Here is a 16631-nt window from a genome sequence, read left to right on the forward strand (position 1 = left end):
TTGCGTTTAGCTAGTTATCCATTTCATTTTCCCATTCTGCTACAATTGCAACTGCCCGAAAATATTCCGGTCTTTCCAGCTAGAAATACGAATAAAATAGCCTTCTTTTACGGAAATACGTGGTTTCCACTCATAAACTCCATCGCTAGCAGTACGGGAAGAAATGTTTTGGATAAGTTTGTTCCCATCGTACAACTTAATCGAGACATCGCCATCAAAATTATCCCGCCACAATATTAAATAAGGTTGATCTTTCTTTGGAAGTACTTTACCAGTTTGTTGAGCGATCGAGATTTTTGGCGCAGAATCGGCAGCAAAAAAAGCAGTAAATTGATTAGAGCATTCATCGTCTCGCGATCGCAATTCCACAAAAAGTTGTTGTTACTACTTTAAGCCAATGAGTTGCGATACCTGCGCTTTTTGCTAGCCCACGCATGACGGTATTCACTATAGGCTATTAAAATTACGAACGCAGACATAATCAAGGCATTGAGCACTATCGTTTACGAGGTGCTTTTGTAAGCACCTCGCAACCCGTGTCGCTTAACGATTAGAGAATCTAATTACGATTAAACAAGTACAAAATTCTTTTCAGTTAATGACAGTCCAGCAGATAGTTGTGCAAATTTTACCTGAGTAAACCCAGATGCACTGCCGTCCTGGTCAAAGAACAATGCACCTGTATCAAAATCGTAGATAAATCGTTGATTGGTTGTTGTTGCAGATGTTCCAATGGTAAACTTACTTGTCTCAAGTGTACCTTTTGATAACCCGCCACCAAAACCAGTACCATATACCTGAATTAATTCATTAGTGGCGTTAAAGTCATCGATAGTGTCAACACCCCCATTGTAATTATAGAAACCAAAGGTATCAGTCCCATCCCCTCCAATTAGGCTGTCATTACCGTCTACACCAAAAAGGGTATCATTGCCATTGCTGCCAACAATATTGTCATCATAGGTCGTACCTGAGATATTTAATTGTTCGATATTGTTGTAGTTAACTCTATACAAGCCCACCGTAATTGAGCCAGTGTTAGTAGTAGCATTGAATGTCGAAGTAATTCCCCCAGCAGCATAGTTGTAAATGGTGAACAACGAATCGTCACCATTACCCCCATCTACTGTTTGAGTCACTAAATCAGATAGGTCAGTATCTATAGAATTAGTGATTAGATTGAAAGAATCATTGCCATCGCCCCCAGACAGAAGATTATCACCTGTTGAATTGCCAAAGCTCAAGCGATCGTCACCAGCGCCTCCTTCTAGGGTATTATTACCAGACGGGCGAGAGTCGGAGTAGTCGTTAGAGTTGGAGCTGTAGTAGTCACCAGAGATATCAAGCTCATCATTGCCATCGCCTCCAGAGAGCAGGTTATCGCCTTTTGAACCACCAGCGCTCAAGCGATCGTCACCCGCACCTCCTTCTAGGGTGTTATTCCCAAACGAGCGAGAGTCGTTGAACTCGCCGTAACTGTAGTTGTACAAGCCAAACACGTCAAGAGAATCATTGCCATCACCTCCAGACAGAAGGTTATCACCTTTTGAAGCACCAGCACTCAAGCGATCGTCACCCGCACCTCCGTTGAGAGTGTTATTGCCTAATGAGCGAGAGTCGGAGATGTAGCCGTAATTATTCCTGTAGCTGCCAGAAATGTCAAGAGAATCATTGCCATCTCCCCCAGAGAGCAGGTTATCACCTTTTGAACCGCTAGCACTCAAGGTATCGTTACCTGCACCTCCGTTGAGAGTGTTATTGCCTAATGAGCGAGAGTCGAAATTGTTGAATGTGCCACTGAATGTGTCGTTGATTATGCTGCCAGAGATATCAAGAGAATCATTGCCATCGTCCCCAAAAAACAGGTTATCGCCTGTTGAACCGCTAGCACTCAAGGTATCGTCACCAGTACCTCCCTTGAGCGTGTTATTTCCCGCACCACCTCTAAGCAGGTCATTACCGCTCAAGCCGTCAATGATGTCGTCACCCCCCTGACCATTGATGACATCATTAGAGTTGTCAAAACCCGTAATGTTGTTATCGAGGTCATTGAGGAAGGTAACAGTGTTCCTGTTGAACAGGGTAGTTTGAGTAGAATCAGCATCAAACACATCAAAACTGTCAACGATGCTGGTTTCTTCATTAAACAGAATATTGCCAATAGCCGGTCGTGAAGAAGTTGCTGGCAGATTATCTAAGTCTTCTAATTTGAAGTTTTGTAGAATAACTTTTCTGTCATTACCGAAACCTTCAAAGGTAATTTCTAAGTTGTTACCATTTTGAGTTAGTTGCAGATTTTCAGCAGTGAAACCTATCAATTGCAAAGTGTCTAAGGAGGCGATCGCGGTTGCTGAGGGATTTGAGCCTTTACCTACGCCACCGAAATCGGTGATAATATCAATGTTAGTGCCGTAAAAATCGCTATCTCTCAAGCTATAAACAAATTTGTCATTGCCCGCGCCACCAGTTAGGGTGTCGTCCCCACTCCCACCTGTCAAGATATCATTACCTGCACCGCCACTAATTGTATCTTTGCCATAGCCCCCAGAGAGCGTATCGTTCCCACTATTCCCCAGAATGTTGTCGTCGGAAGTTGTGCCTGAGATATTAAATCGTTCGATGTTCTTGTAGTTAACCCGATTTTTTGTCCCCGCCGTAATTTCTCCATTGTTTGTAATGGCATTAAATGTGGTTCTAATTCCCCCAATATTATTGCTGTAGCTGTAATCGGCGAACAATATATCATCACCCTCAGCCCCGTCAATTGTATCATTGCCACCAGTGCCTCCAGAAAGCGTATCGTCCTCACTCCTCCCCACAATTAAGTCATCGGCATCTGTACCTGAGATATTTAATCTTTCGATATTCTTGTAACTAACCCGCTTTGTGCCTACCGTAATTTCTCCATTGTTTGTAGTGGCATCAAATGTAGTTCTAATTCCCCCAGCCATATTATTGACAGACAATATATCGTCACCCTCACCCCCGTCGATCGTGTCATTGCCACTAGTGCCTGTAGAAAGCGTATCATTGCCATCGCTCCCCACAATTAAGTCATCGTAGGCTGTACCTAAGATATTTAATTGTTCGATATCCTTATAGCTAACCCGATACGTGCCCCCTGTAATTTCTCCCTTGTTTGTAGTGGCATTGAATGCGGTTGTTATACCCCTTGTAGTATTGCTATAATCGGCAGATAACAAATCGTCACCCTGACCCCCATCTAGCGTTTGAGTCACTAAATCAGAGGGGGTAGTATCTGAGGATAAGGGGGTTAGATAGAAGGAATCATTGCCATCGCCCCCAGAAAATAAGTTATTGCCTGTTGCATACTGAGCACGGAATATATCATCACCAGCACCACCGTTGAGGGTGTTATTGCCTGAGGAGGGTTTAAAATCTCCCGCACTGCCAAACAAGACGAAATCGCCAGAGATATCAAGAGAATCATTGCCATCGCCTCCAGAGAGCAAGTTATTGCCTGTTGAAAACTTAGCACTCAAGGTATCATCACCAGCGCCACCATTGAGAGTGTTATTACCTGAAGAGTTAAAATTAGGCTCCCCTCTATAAGTATAAATACCAGAAGTGGACAGAGAATCATTGCCAGCGCCCCCAGCAAGTAAGTTATTGCCTGATGGAGACTGAGCATTCAAGGTATCGTCACCAGCGCCACCATTGAGGGTATTATTGCTTGAGGAGGGGTAATAGATGTATGGGCTGACGCTGCTATAAACATTAGAGGCGTAAAGAGAATCATTGCCATCGCCCCCAGAGAGTAAGTTATTGCCAGATGTTGCCCCAGCATCCAAAACATCGTCACCAACCCCACCGTTGAGGGTGTTATCGCCTGTTGAAAATTCGACATTCAAGATATCATTGCCCGCACCACCAACGAGAGTATCATTGCCTGTGAGGGAGTCATTACCCGTACCGCCAACGAGAATATCATCCCCCACACCACCAATGAGGGAGTCATTGCCTGCGCCACCTCTGAGTATGTCGTTGCCACTTAAGCCGTCAATTAGGTCATCCCCGCCCTGACCATTGATGACATCATTTGAATTGTTAAAGCCGCTAACGTTATTGTCGAGATCGTTAAGAAAAGTGACTGTATTCTTATTGAAGATAGTGCTTTGGGTTGAGTTGGCATTGAAGACATCAAAGCTATTTGTGGTGCTAGTTTGTCCATCAAATAGGATATTGCCCAAGTCTATAGTGGCACCTGTAGATTTGCTCAAGTTTTTCAGGTTTTCCAGGGCAAAGTTTTGCAGGATAATTGGGACATCAAAAAACCTCGTTATATAAGCATCCCCGGCAAAGCTGATTTCCAAATTGTTACCTTTTTGGGTCAATAACAAATTTTGGGCACTGGTGCCATCGCCCTGGAATTCTAGGGTGTCCACTTCGGCAATGACTGCTGCTGTCGGGTTTGTCCCTTTACCTACACCACCAAAATCGGTGATTATCGCAGTATTGTTGTTGTTGGGGTAGTTGTAGTAGTAGTAGACGAATTTATCATTGCCGCCTCCACCAGTTAAGGTATCTTTGCCACCGTTAGGATATATGGTATCGTTGCCTGCAAGACCGTTAATCGTATCCGCGTCACTATAAGTACCCTGTAGGGTATCATCACCGTTAGTTCCAATAATATCTGCCATAACTTTTACCTTTCTAAATCGATTTTTTCAGTAACTTCAGTTGTCAATTTGCAGATTGTGCTGTTAAGGGCGCAAAAATTCACCGAAATCTACACACTTTATACGTCACCCTTGAGGAACAGTAAATTTCTCGAAAATTTCCCCGATTCCAAGGTTTTTACGTATACTTTTTTGATAGTCTCAAACTATTTAAGTCTTAAGCACTGTACAAATTAATTAGCGTGTGAATTTGCGAAAACTAGTCATTTCAGGTTTTTTTCATCCTTTTTGAGTAAAAATTACTCTTTTAAGTACCAAAAAATTCAGCTTCAATGCCTAAAATTCATCCTTCATATTTATTTTTTTGCCAGCGCCTAAGCCCTACTAGAAGATAAAAATAATCAACAATTGACTCTAAATCGGGAAAAAGATTTTGATCCCTTCCTTGGAGGCTATTATCCGTGGGTGTCTAGCTTAAAAATAGAGAACATCTCAAGAGCCTCAAAAGAACTACACAGTCAATATCATACTTAGATGTTTATACTTAAATACTCATCTTTGCATACTCTTCACATTACTTGCTGAAAAATCTATACCTAAGTATTGAGCTTTGTATATTCTTCATATTCTTCTGTGTCTAGGCAATAAGAAAGTAGAACCTAGTAGGTAAATATTTTGAAAAGTGATAAAAAATACATATATTTATGAAGGCTGCGATCGCCAGCGGTTTTTGCTAGCTACGCCTTGGTTAACTTATACTACAATGAGAGCGATCGCCTGCCAATATATATCCGTGCAAGAATCGCTACAGGTTATCAAAATTATCAATGCAGACATAAACCAACTTAACCAAGAATAGTGCAAATCATCTGCACCTATGCCGAAAGTTAAGGAACCAAACCCAACCTCTACTCTCTGTTTGTACTAATTGCATTGAAAAAATGAATGGGAGATGTTGTTTTAAGTACCTCCCATTTAATGCCGAGAGCGATCGTAGAGTGCTCATTAAGATTAAACAACCACAAAGTTCTTTTCAGTTAGTGTCACACCACCCAAAAATTGTGCAAATTTTTCCTGAGTAAATCTATCTGCACTACCATCTGGGTCAAAATACAGTGCATCTGTAATATTGTCATAGATAAATCGTTGATCGCTTGTGGTTGCAGATGTTCCAAGAGTAAACTGACTTGGCTTAAGTGAACCTATTGATAAGCCGACACCAGAACCAAAACCAAAATCACCAGCCGGTACCTGAATAAGTTCATTGGTCGCGTTAAAGTCATAAATAGTATCAAAAACACCGTCAAGATGTTTGAAAGCAAAGGTATCATTACCATTACCTCCATAAAGGCTATCATTGCCAGACTCCCCATAGAGCGTATCATTGCCATTGCTCCCCACAATAAAGTCATCGTAATGGGTACCTAAGATATTTAATCGTTCGATATTCTTGTAGCTAACGCCATACGTGTGCCCCGAAATCGATCCCGTAATTGATCCAATATTAGTGGTGGCATCAAAAGTTGAAGTGATCCCGTTTGAAGGATAATATCCGTAACCATAATTGACGAACAACACATCATCACCCTTACCCCCATCTATCGTATCATTGCCACTATATCCCGTAGAGAGCGTATCGTTGCCATCATTCCCCACAATAAAGTCATCGTAATCTGTACCTGAGATATTTAGTCGTTCGATATTCTTGTAACTAACTCCACTCGTGCCTTCCGTAATTTCTCCCTTGTTTGTAGTGGCATTAAAAGTCGTTGTGATTCCCTTGCTACCATATCTGTAATCGACGGACAACACATCGTCACCTGTCCCCCCATCTATCGTATCTTTACCATTAGTGCCTGTGGAGAGCGTATCGTTCCCACTGCTCCCCACAATGTTATCGTCATGATATGTACCAAAGATATTTAATCGTTCGATATTCTTGTAGCTAACTCGACTCGTGCCCGCTGTAATTTCTCCCTTGTTTGTAGTGGTATCGAATGTTGAAGCGATCCCCCTTTCAGCATTCCTGTAATTAACGAACAAGAAATCGTCATCCTTACCCCCATCTACCGTTTGAGTCACAAAGCCAGAGACAGCAGGAGGATATGAGGATGGGAGTTGGCTGCTGCTTACATAGAAGGAATCATTGCCATCGCCCCCAGAGAGTAGGTTATTGCCTAAGGTGAGAGAGTCACTACTTGTATCAGTAACTGCGTCAAAAAACCCAGAGACGTCAAGAGAATCATTGCCATCGCCCCCAGAAAGCAGATTATCGCCTGATGAACCACTAGCACTCAAGTAATCATCACCAGCGCCACCGTTGAGGGTGTTATTGCCCTCTGAGCGAGAATCAGAGAAATAGGAGTAGAAGGGGCCCCCTGCTGATTCAGAACCAGAGATGTTTAGAGAATCATTACCATCGTCCCCAGAGAGCAGGTTATCACCTTTTGAACCGCTAGCATTTAAAGTATCATTACCTGCACCACCATTCAGGGTATTATTACCAGATGAGCGAAGGTCGTCGTCTTGTTTGCTGTAGCTGTTGTAGTACTGGTAGCCAGAGGCGCTAACAGAATCATTGCCATCGCCCCCAGAAAGCAGATTATTGCCTGGTGAAGAGTTAGCATCCAAGGTATCGTTACCAGTATCACCGTTAAGGGTATTATTACCCACACCACCACGCAACAAGTCATTGCCACTTAAGCCGTTGATTTTGTCATCACCTCCCTGACCATTGATAACATCATCTGAGTTATCAAAGCCGCTAACATTGTTGTCGAGGTCATTAAGAAAGGTGACTGTGTTCTTATTGAAGATAGTGCTTTGGGTGGAGTCGGCATTGAAGACATCAAAGCTGTCGGTGATGCTAGTTTGCCCATCAAATAGAATATTGCCCAAGTCTACAGTGGCTCCTGTAGATAAGCTTAGATTATCCAGGTTTTCCAGGGCAAAGTTTTGCAGAATGACTGGGCGGAAATTAAACACCCCTACAAAGCTGATTTCCAGATTGTTGCTATTCTGGGTCAACAGCAGATTTTTGGCAGTTAAGCCTGTACCTTGGAATATTAGGGTGTCCACTTCGGCAATGACTGCTGATGTAGGATTTGTTCCTTTAGCTACTCCTCCAAAATCAGTGATAGTACTAGGGCTGTAGCTTAAGTTGTAAACAAATTTATCCTTGCCACCGCCACCTGTGAGATAGTCATTGCTATTACCAATGCCATTACCACCATTAAGGGTATCATCGCCATTACCACCGTTGAGGGTATTATTACCCTCGGCGGCTCTGGAATTCTCGCCGCCAAAGGTGCTGAGGGAATCATTGCCATCGCCCCCAAAGAACAGGTTATCGCCTGATAAACCACTAGTACCCAAGGTATCATCACCTGCACCACCGCTGAGGGTGTTTTTGTCATACGAGCGATCCCCTGGGGAATAGATCCCGTTAGCAGAGATGAGGAGAGAATCATTACCATCGCCCCCAGAGAACAGGTTATCGCCTAATGAGCTATAATCACGGTAGTCAGCACGCAATGTATCATCACCAGCACCACCGTCTAGGGTGTTATTGCTTGAGAAGGATGAAAAGATTTCGGAGCTATTATAAAGAGAGAGATAATCATTATCATCCTCACCAGAGAGTAAGTTATTGCCTGTAAAACCCCTAAAACTCAAGGTATCGTTACCTGCGCCACCGTTGAGGGTATTATTGCCCGCACCATCACGCAACAAGTCGTTGCCACTTAAGCCGTTGATTTTGTCATCACCCCCCTGACCATTGATCGTGTCATCTGAGTTGTTAAAACCGTTAACATTGTTGTCAAGGTCGTTAAGGAAAGTGACTGTGTTCTTGTTGAAGATAGTGCTTTGGGTAGAGTTGGCATTGAAGACATCAAAGCTGTCTGTGATGCTAGTTTGCTTATCAAATAGGATATTGCCCAAGTCTACAGTGGCTCCTGTAGATTTGCTTAGGTTATCTAGGTTTTCTAGGGCAAAGTTTTCCAGGATGACTGCGCCATAATCAAGCACCCCTTCAAAGCTGATTTCCAGATTTTTGCCATTCTGAGTCAGCAACAGATTTTGGGCTGTTAAACTATCGCCTTGGAATTTGATGGTATCGACTTTGGTAATGACTGCTGCTGTTGGGTTTGTTCCTTTACCTATGCCATCGAAATCAGTGATGATATCATTGTCGTCACCAAAGTTGTAAACAAATTTATCCTTGCCGTCTCCACCAGTCAGGGTGTCGTTGTACTTGTTGCCTATGATGGTATCGTTGCCTGCAAGACCCTTAATTGTGTCCGCATCATTACTACCCACTAACGTATCATTACCATTGGTTCCAATGATATTTGCCATAACTTTTACCTACTTCAATCGATTTTTTTAGTAACTTTAAGTTCTCAACTCTGAGTTAATGCTGTTTTAGAGGACAAAACTCACTGAAATTTGACGTTTTCGACATACTTTATATGTCATCTTTGAAAAAAAGTAATATTTGTCGAATATTCACTTTATTCCAAGGATTTTAAGTCGCACTTAGCTAACTATCTCAAACTATCTAAGTCTTAAGGACTGTACAAATTCATCAGCGTGTGCGTTCAGGGAAATCCGTCATTTTAGGCTTTTTTAATCATCTTTATTCTGTATAAATCACTGAACAAGTATCAAAAAATCTGACAAGTGAATGCTTAAAATTCACTATTTATATTTGTTTTTTTTGCCAGCGCTTAAGTCCTACTAGCTTAAAAATATAGAACATTTGAATAACCTCACAATAACTACATAGTTAATATCGTACTTAGATGTATATATTTAGATAGGCATCTTTACATACTCTTCACATTATTTGTCGATAAATGTATATACGATTACTGAGCTTTGTATATTCTTTATATTCTTCTCGTTTCTAGGCAATAAGAAAGCAGTAAGCAAATGTTTAAAGGAGTGATATAAAATACATATTTTTCTTTTTGAAGGCTGCGATACCTTCTCTACGAGTCGCTGCGCGAACGCAAACGCCTGCGGTTTTTGCTAGCATACGCATTAAGCAAGAATTGTTAGAAGTTGCTAAAATTACAAACGCAGACATGATTCAACTTACCCAAGAACACTTGCAAACCATCCGCACCCATGCCGAAAGCACCTATCCAGATGAGTGCTGTGGTATAATTTTGGGCTATCTGGCTAATGAGGGCAAAACTGTGGTAGAAGTCATGCCAACAGAGAATGCTTGGAATACAGAAGCGGCTGCTGAGTTTCCGGGGGAAGGCACAACAGAAAGTAAAAGACGGCAATATACGATCGCACCCGAAGTTATGCTAAAAATGCAAAAAGAAGCACGCGATCGCTCATTGAACATTATTGGTATTTTTCACTCTCACCCAGATCATCCTGCTATACCCTCAGAATGCGATCGCCTATACGCTTGGCAGGGATACTCGTATATAATAGTTTCCGTCCAAAACGGCAAAGCTGGAGAACTCAAAAGTTGGAGCCTTGATGATACTCATCAGTTTCAAATAGAGGAAATTGAAAATATAATTTAACGCTTTAGTTTAAAGACACTCACTCATAGCGGTTTTTACCGCTATCACAGATGAAAATTCGTCTTTCCTACTCTTAATAAGATCCAGTTTTTCGATAGGATTAATATTCCGCTTTCCCACATCATAACTGTTATGCTCAATCCCAATCTGGACGAAATCCAGTTGACTAAAGACGATTACGAACGCTACTCCCGACACTTGATTTTACCGGAAGTAGGGCTAGAAGGACAGAAGCGCCTGAAAGCCGCTAGTGTAATGTGTATCGGTACAGGTGGACTCGGTTCGCCACTACTTTTATATTTGGCGGCGGCGGGTGTTGGACGCATCGGAATTGTGGATTTTGATGTTGTCGATACTTCTAATCTGCAACGTCAAGTAATTCACGGGACATCCTGGGTGGGTAAACCCAAGATTGAATCGGCAAAAAACCGCATTCACGAGATTAACCCCTATTGTCAGGTTGATTTATACGAAACTCGTCTGACTTCCGAAAACGCCCTAGAGCTGATTCAACCTTACGATATCGTCGTGGATGGTACTGATAACTTTCCCACCAGATATCTAGTTAACGACGCCTGTGTATTGCTGAATAAGCCAAACGTCTACGGTTCAATTTTACGCTTTGAAGGGCAAGCTACTGTATTTAATTACGAAGGTGGCCCGAATTATCGTGACCTTTTCCCAGAACCACCACCACCAGGAATGGTTCCTTCTTGTGCAGAAGGTGGCGTATTGGGAATTTTGCCAGGAATTATTGGTTTAATCCAAGCAACCGAAGCTGTTAAAATCATTCTGGGACAAGGCAACACTCTTAGCGGGCGATTGCTGCTATACAACGCCTTGGATATGAAATTTCGGGAGTTAAAACTGCGTCCGAACCCGATTCGCCCAGTGATTGAAAAGCTGATAGACTACGAAGAATTCTGCGGGATTCCACAAGCTAAGGCAGAGGAGGCAAAACAGCAGATGGAAAGTCAAGAAATGACCGTTAAGGATTTGAAGGAATTATTGGATAGCGGTGCAAAGGATTTTGTACTGCTGGATGTCCGTAACCCCCATGAGTACGACATAGCCCAGATTCCGGGTTCAGTGTTGGTGCCTTTACCAGACATTGAAAATGGGAATGGCGTTGCTAAGGTGAAGGAAATATTGAACGGCCACCGTTTAATTGCTCATTGTAAGATGGGCGGGCGATCGGCAAAAGCCCTAGCTATTCTCAAGGAAGCCGGAATTGTCGGGACGAATGTTAAAGGCGGAATTACCGCTTGGAGTCGAGAAATCGATCCTTCAGTCCCAGAGTATTAACAAGAAAGGCAGGAGGAAGGGTGAAAGGGGAAGGGGGAAAGGGGAAAGGAGAATATCTGTCCTTTTCCCTTTAACCTTTTCCCTTTTCCCCTCTTTTTCTGCCGTGAGCAGAGCGAGTTTGCGGTTTAATTCCCCATTCCCCCATCTCCTTATGACTACCTCGAAATCTCATCTGAATATTTTATGGGTACAAGTTTGGGTGTTGGCAGCGGTGCAGGGAGCAATTACCCTCTCTTGGTTAATTTATAATATATATTTGCCGCAACTCTTGACTCAGTTTGGTTTTCCTGCTTCATTGGCAGTTGGCTTGGTGCTAGTCGAAAATGCCTTGGGTGCAGTGCTGGAACCAGTGATGGGCGGACTTTCAGACCAAGCTAGGCGCTGGGTAGGAACTCGGTTTCCTTTCATCTCAGTAGGTATGATTCTTGCATCGGCTTTGTTTATTGCCATACCATGCGTTGTAAGTTTGATCCCACTTACTACCGTGATGCGATCGCTCTTACCTATATTATTGGTAGCCTGGGCATTGGCAATGACAATATTTCGCTCTCCAGTTATGTGCCTATTGGGGATGTATTCGACACCAGCACAGCTACCTTTAGCAGTAAGTTTTGTCACTTTAACAGGTGGTTTAATTGGGGCTTTTAGACCAATAAGCTACAAGTTTATTCTGAGTTTAGGCCCAGTTTATACCTTTGCGATTGGTTCTTTTGTGATCTTGGGGGCGGCAGCTGTGTTGCGGTTAGTCAATCCTCCAGAAGCACCAATAGATAGACACCAAGCAGAAACAGTAAAGTTGCCCTTAGAGAAATTGGCTTTGATTTTAGGAACTGGTTTTGGTGTCGCCTGGGGTATCCGTTTTCTCATGGATGTCTTGGGTAAAGTACTCAAGACCCAACTGAATACTGATAATATTGATATGCAAATGGTTTGGATTGGAATAGCGATCGCAATTGCCAGCATACCAGCGGGAATCTTCGCCGTCAAAATTGGTAATAGTCAAGCAATGCTTTGTGGGATCTGTGCAATCATCCCCTCGTTATTAATAATGATATCTCTAGGCGCACAAATTCCGATCGTTGTGGTAATTGTTGCGAGCTTTAGTTTAATTGTCAACGGGGCAATTCCTTTTGCTTTAGGGTTAGTACCCCAGCGGTGGGCGGGATTAGGAATTGGGATGTATTTTGGTGGGTTCGCTTTAGCTATGAGTTTGTTTGGCGTTATATTTCCCCAACTGCAACAGATAACACCTTTTATTGGTGCTGTTGGAGGTGCATTGGCATTTTTCCTGGCTGGTGTTTGCATTGCGGTGAGTGGCATTTCTGAAACGCAGAGGAACGCAGAGGTTTAACGCAAAGGTACGCAAAGTTATTCTCTGCGTACCTCTGGGTTTAAAACCTGACTGTCTTAATTACGAATTACGAATTACGAATGAGTTACAGGTTTAACTTGACTCAATAAATCGTGCAGTTTTTCGCCTTCAATGACCTCTGTTTCTAAGAGTTGAGTAGCGATCGTTTCTAGTAAGTCTCGATTCTGCCTAAGAATCTCTAGGGCTTGTTCGTGGGCTGTTTCCACGATTTCCTTGACTTCGCTATCAATGGCTTTGGATGTGTCTTCACTTACCGCCCGCCGGGGATTAGCACCACCATTACCCAGGAATGCTGCTTGTTGTCCTTGTTGGTAAGCTAATGGCCCTAAAACTTTGCTCATTCCATAAGCTGTTACCATCCGTTCTGCCAAGTCAGTTGCTCGTTGCAAATCGTTGGAAGCACCTGTAGTGATACTGTTAAACACAATCTCTTCAGCGGAACGTCCACCTAACAAGGTTGCAATCTGACCCCGCAATTCTCCTTCATTCATCAAAAAGCGGTCTTCAGTTGGTAATTGCAGAGTGTAGCCCAAAGCTGCCATCCCACGAGGAATAATCGAAATCTTTTCTACACGACCGTTTCCGGTTGTGAGCGCTCCGACCATTGCGTGACCAACCTCATGGTATGCAACAATCTTTTTCTCAGTCTCGTTCATCACGCGACTCTTCTTCTCTAAACCAGCAACTACCCGCTCAATTGCTTCGGCAAAGTCTTCTTGAGCAACCTTTTCGCGCAGATTACGCGCTGCCAATAATGCGGCTTCGTTCACCAAGTTTGCCAAATCTGCGCCAGCAAAACCTGGGGTACGAGTAGCGATCGCTCTTAAATCTACATCATCTCCTAATTTTACCTTTTGAGCATGAATCTTGAGAATTGCTTCACGACCAGATAAATCGGGACGGTCTACCAACACTTGGCGGTCAAAGCGACCTGGACGCAGCAATGCAGGGTCTAGGGTTTCGGGACGGTTGGTCGCTGCTAGTACAATCACTGTTGCATCCCCAGCTGCAAACCCATCCATCTCAGTTAATAATTGGTTGAGGGTTTGTTCGCGCTCATCGTTACCACCGTAGAAGCCGTTACTGCTACGAGACTTACCAATCGCATCTAATTCATCAATGAATACAATACAGGGAGCTTGTTTTTTGGCCTGTTCAAACAAATCCCGGACTCTGGAAGAACCTACACCGACAAACAATTCGACAAACTCGGAACCAGAGATGCTGAAGAATGGAACTCCTGCTTCTCCTGCTACGGCTTTCGCTAGCAGTGTCTTACCAGTACCAGGAGGGCCAACTAACAACACACCTTTGGGAATCCTAGCGCCAATTTGCGTAAAGCGTGCCGGAGTTTTGAGGAAATCTACAATTTCTACTAACTCAGTTTTTGCTTCTTCTACCCCAGCCACATCTGCAAAGGTGATTTTCGCAGATTCGCCTTCAACATAAACCTTAGCTTTGCTCTTACCAATGGAAAGCGCACCTTGGGGACCACCGCCACCACCACGAGCGAGAAAGAACTGCCAAATACCAATGAAAATCAGTGGTGGAATCACCCAACTTAAGAGGGTTGTAAACCAAGTATTTTTGGGTGGTGGTGTAGCAGCAAACTCAACTCCCTTTTCTTCTAGCAGTTTGGGTAACTCTAAATCAAAGATTGGTGTCGTTGCAAACACTTGAGCCGGCTCGGCATTTTCTGCTTTTAATTGGTAAATAATCTGATTTTGACCAACAGAAACGCGGCTGACTTCCCCTTCCTGTACTTGATGAATAAATAGGCTATAGGGAACACCAGCAGGGCCAGAAGCAAATAAACCAGGCAAAAATAAATTTAAGAGCAGGAATAGTCCTGATACTGCCAGTAATATATTAGCGACGATCCGAAACCGAGGTGACTTAGGCTGTTCTTTAATTGCCATAGATTTTACCAATCCTTAGAATGAAAACTAACTTGAAAATTGGGCATAGGGACAAGAGGCAGCGGTGCGGAGGGGATTTCGGCACAGGGGAAAGACTTAGTACAACTTCCCCTCTGCTCCCCTGCTCCTCTGCTTCCTCCTGTTCCTTATTTCCCTTAACGCTTTGAGAAACTTGATTAAAGACTGGTCAAAAATGCTGGTATATTCGCATCTGAGCAATGTCTACGATGGGCTTTAAGGCTCATGATGCTCGTTAGCCCTTACATCTCTCTTTGGGAGAAGACTTGCTAAGGGTAAGGTAAAGTTGTTGAGCTTGTCTCGATCTTCAAGTATACTACTGTTTCTCATAATTTCTCCCATTTAGGAATGTTTGCAGCATTTTTTTACTTATTTATGTAACTAAACTTAACAATTTAATTAATCTTTGTGAACTAACGAGCCAATACGGTTTACCGTACTCAAAAAATATGCAGAGATTGGGAGAGGCGAATAGAAATCCCCCACAAAGAGTTATTCTGGAGCCTTGGCGGAGTTTTCCTTGCTCTAATCTGGAATTTTTCTCAAGTCATTCTACTTTGAAGTCTAGAACTGCGTTCTCCATATATGCGGTTCCGCTAGCCATTAATGTCCATCATTAGACCAGTGGGGGCGATCGCTAGATAATTTAATCACACCGTAAGAACGCCCAACCTGCCATAAAGTAGGATTTTCATAACTCGTTCGTGGCTGATCGATACTAACTGTCGTTCCGTTAGCGTTTTTGATATTTAAGGTTCCTGACCAAGTAATTTCCCAATCAATTGCTAATCTTTGGGTATGACGAGAGGTAAGAACAGGTCGAAAAGCAATATTATAAGCAGACACCATTTCTTTAGCAGCTTGAACAGAACCAGCATTGGTGTAATGTAGCCAATTAATATCTACATTAGGCATAGGTGGAACATCTTTGGCAGCAATTTCATTATTACTAATACGGAAAGCATAGTGCATTAAATAAGCCCGTTCTGATGGGCGGAATACTGAAGAGATATCAATATTAGCTCCGGCATTTTTTAAGGCTTGCTCAAAAGCTTGTACTTTTTGACGGAAGGGAGAAGCTAAATCATCAATTAAGTCGCTGTCTGGGAAAAAATTAACCCAGGCTTTTCCACTCAGTCTTTCTCTTAATTTTTTGGCGTATTCAGTTATGTTGTCTAAAGCCAACTCCAAATCAATGCCAAGCTTAGTTTTTGTTGTATTAGAAAGCTGTTGAGCTAATTCGGCTCGGAAATTGATGTCTCTTATTTTATAAGTTTCGGCTAGTCCTTTTGTACTGTTGGGGCCAAAATCCCCATCAGCTACTAATGGAGGATTCAAACGACCGATCGCTGTTAAACTTTTTTGTAAATCTTTGACCTCATTTTCTCCAAAGTTAAGATAGGTTAATAATTTTTTCCCGGAATTGGCATAGATAGCGAAATAAATTGCAAAACCTTGCTCTAGCGCTTTTTTATAAGTAGCAGTATCGACAATTCCCGTTACTGTTAAAGCATTACTGGTCTGATAATCAAGAGTTGCTTGAACTGTAATATTCCCAAAATCACCATCAACGGCAGCAATAGGGAAGTCATAATCTAAAAGAAATTTCTGCCAGGCAATTACAATTGGCCCTTCGGATTTTTTTTGGAGAGTTGGAAGTTGCAAAGCTTGAAGTTTAAAGCTCATAGTTTTTCTTGGATGAAACAATTGTTTTTAGTGAGTTTTTCCGTCGCTATAGGAATCCGGTTTGATTTCTAAAATTATTTATGTAGGGAGGGAATAGGGAGCAGTAAAGAAGCCTCTTGAAGTTGTGCTAAGTTTTTTCAAA

General features: G+C 42.7%; 9 protein-coding genes. 4 read left to right on the forward strand and 5 right to left on the reverse strand.

Going from position 1 to position 16631, the window contains the following annotated elements; all coding sequences use genetic code 11:
• Positions 1-39: 39 nt before the first annotated feature.
• Positions 40-369 carry a hypothetical protein gene (locus V7K45_RS18335; protein WP_335005817.1) on the reverse strand — a complete coding sequence of 110 codons (330 nt, stop codon included), beginning with the start codon at positions 367-369 and terminating at the stop codon, positions 40-42.
• A gap of 200 nt (positions 370-569) precedes the next feature.
• On the reverse strand, positions 570-4661 hold the full coding sequence (locus tag V7K45_RS18340) for a beta strand repeat-containing protein (protein WP_335005819.1): 4092 nt from the start codon (positions 4659-4661) through the stop codon (positions 570-572).
• 661 nt (positions 4662-5322) lie between these two features.
• Here V7K45_RS18340 and V7K45_RS18345 point away from each other — a divergent pair.
• Positions 5323-5499, forward strand: coding sequence for a hypothetical protein (locus V7K45_RS18345; RefSeq protein WP_335005821.1), 177 nt, complete (start codon positions 5323-5325; stop codon positions 5497-5499).
• Between the two features lie 152 nt (positions 5500-5651).
• Here the strand turns inward: V7K45_RS18345 and V7K45_RS18350 are convergent, their stop codons facing one another.
• Positions 5652-8999, reverse strand: a complete 3348-nt coding sequence (locus tag V7K45_RS18350) for a beta strand repeat-containing protein (RefSeq protein WP_335005823.1) — start codon at positions 8997-8999, stop codon at positions 5652-5654.
• Between the two features lie 731 nt (positions 9000-9730).
• On the opposite strand from V7K45_RS18350, the gene V7K45_RS18355 reads away from it, so the two are divergent.
• From V7K45_RS18355 to V7K45_RS18365, 3 genes are all read left to right on the forward strand, one after another.
• On the forward strand, positions 9731-10189 hold the full coding sequence (locus tag V7K45_RS18355; protein WP_335006000.1) for a M67 family metallopeptidase: 459 nt from the start codon (positions 9731-9733) through the stop codon (positions 10187-10189).
• Positions 10190-10321: 132 nt separating this feature from the next.
• Positions 10322-11494, forward strand: coding sequence for a molybdopterin-synthase adenylyltransferase MoeB (moeB, locus tag V7K45_RS18360; protein WP_335005824.1), 1173 nt, complete (start codon positions 10322-10324; stop codon positions 11492-11494).
• 151 nt (positions 11495-11645) lie between these two features.
• Positions 11646-12845, forward strand: coding sequence for an MFS transporter (locus V7K45_RS18365; RefSeq protein WP_335005826.1), 1200 nt, complete (start codon positions 11646-11648; stop codon positions 12843-12845).
• Positions 12846-12919: 74 nt separating this feature from the next.
• On the opposite strand, the gene ftsH4 is transcribed toward V7K45_RS18365, so the two are convergent.
• Positions 12920-14785: an ATP-dependent zinc metalloprotease FtsH4 gene (gene ftsH4, locus V7K45_RS18370; protein ID WP_335005828.1), complete on the reverse strand. Its 1866-nt coding sequence runs from the start codon at positions 14783-14785 to the stop codon at positions 12920-12922.
• A 621-nt stretch (positions 14786-15406) separates the two neighbouring features.
• Positions 15407-16489: a peptidoglycan-binding domain-containing protein gene (locus V7K45_RS18375; RefSeq protein WP_335005830.1), complete on the reverse strand. Its 1083-nt coding sequence runs from the start codon at positions 16487-16489 to the stop codon at positions 15407-15409.
• Positions 16490-16631 lie beyond the last annotated feature (142 nt).

Source organism: Nostoc sp., from assembly GCF_036917375.1.
In the GTDB taxonomy this organism is placed as follows: Bacteria; Cyanobacteriota; Cyanobacteriia; order Cyanobacteriales; family Nostocaceae; genus Nostoc.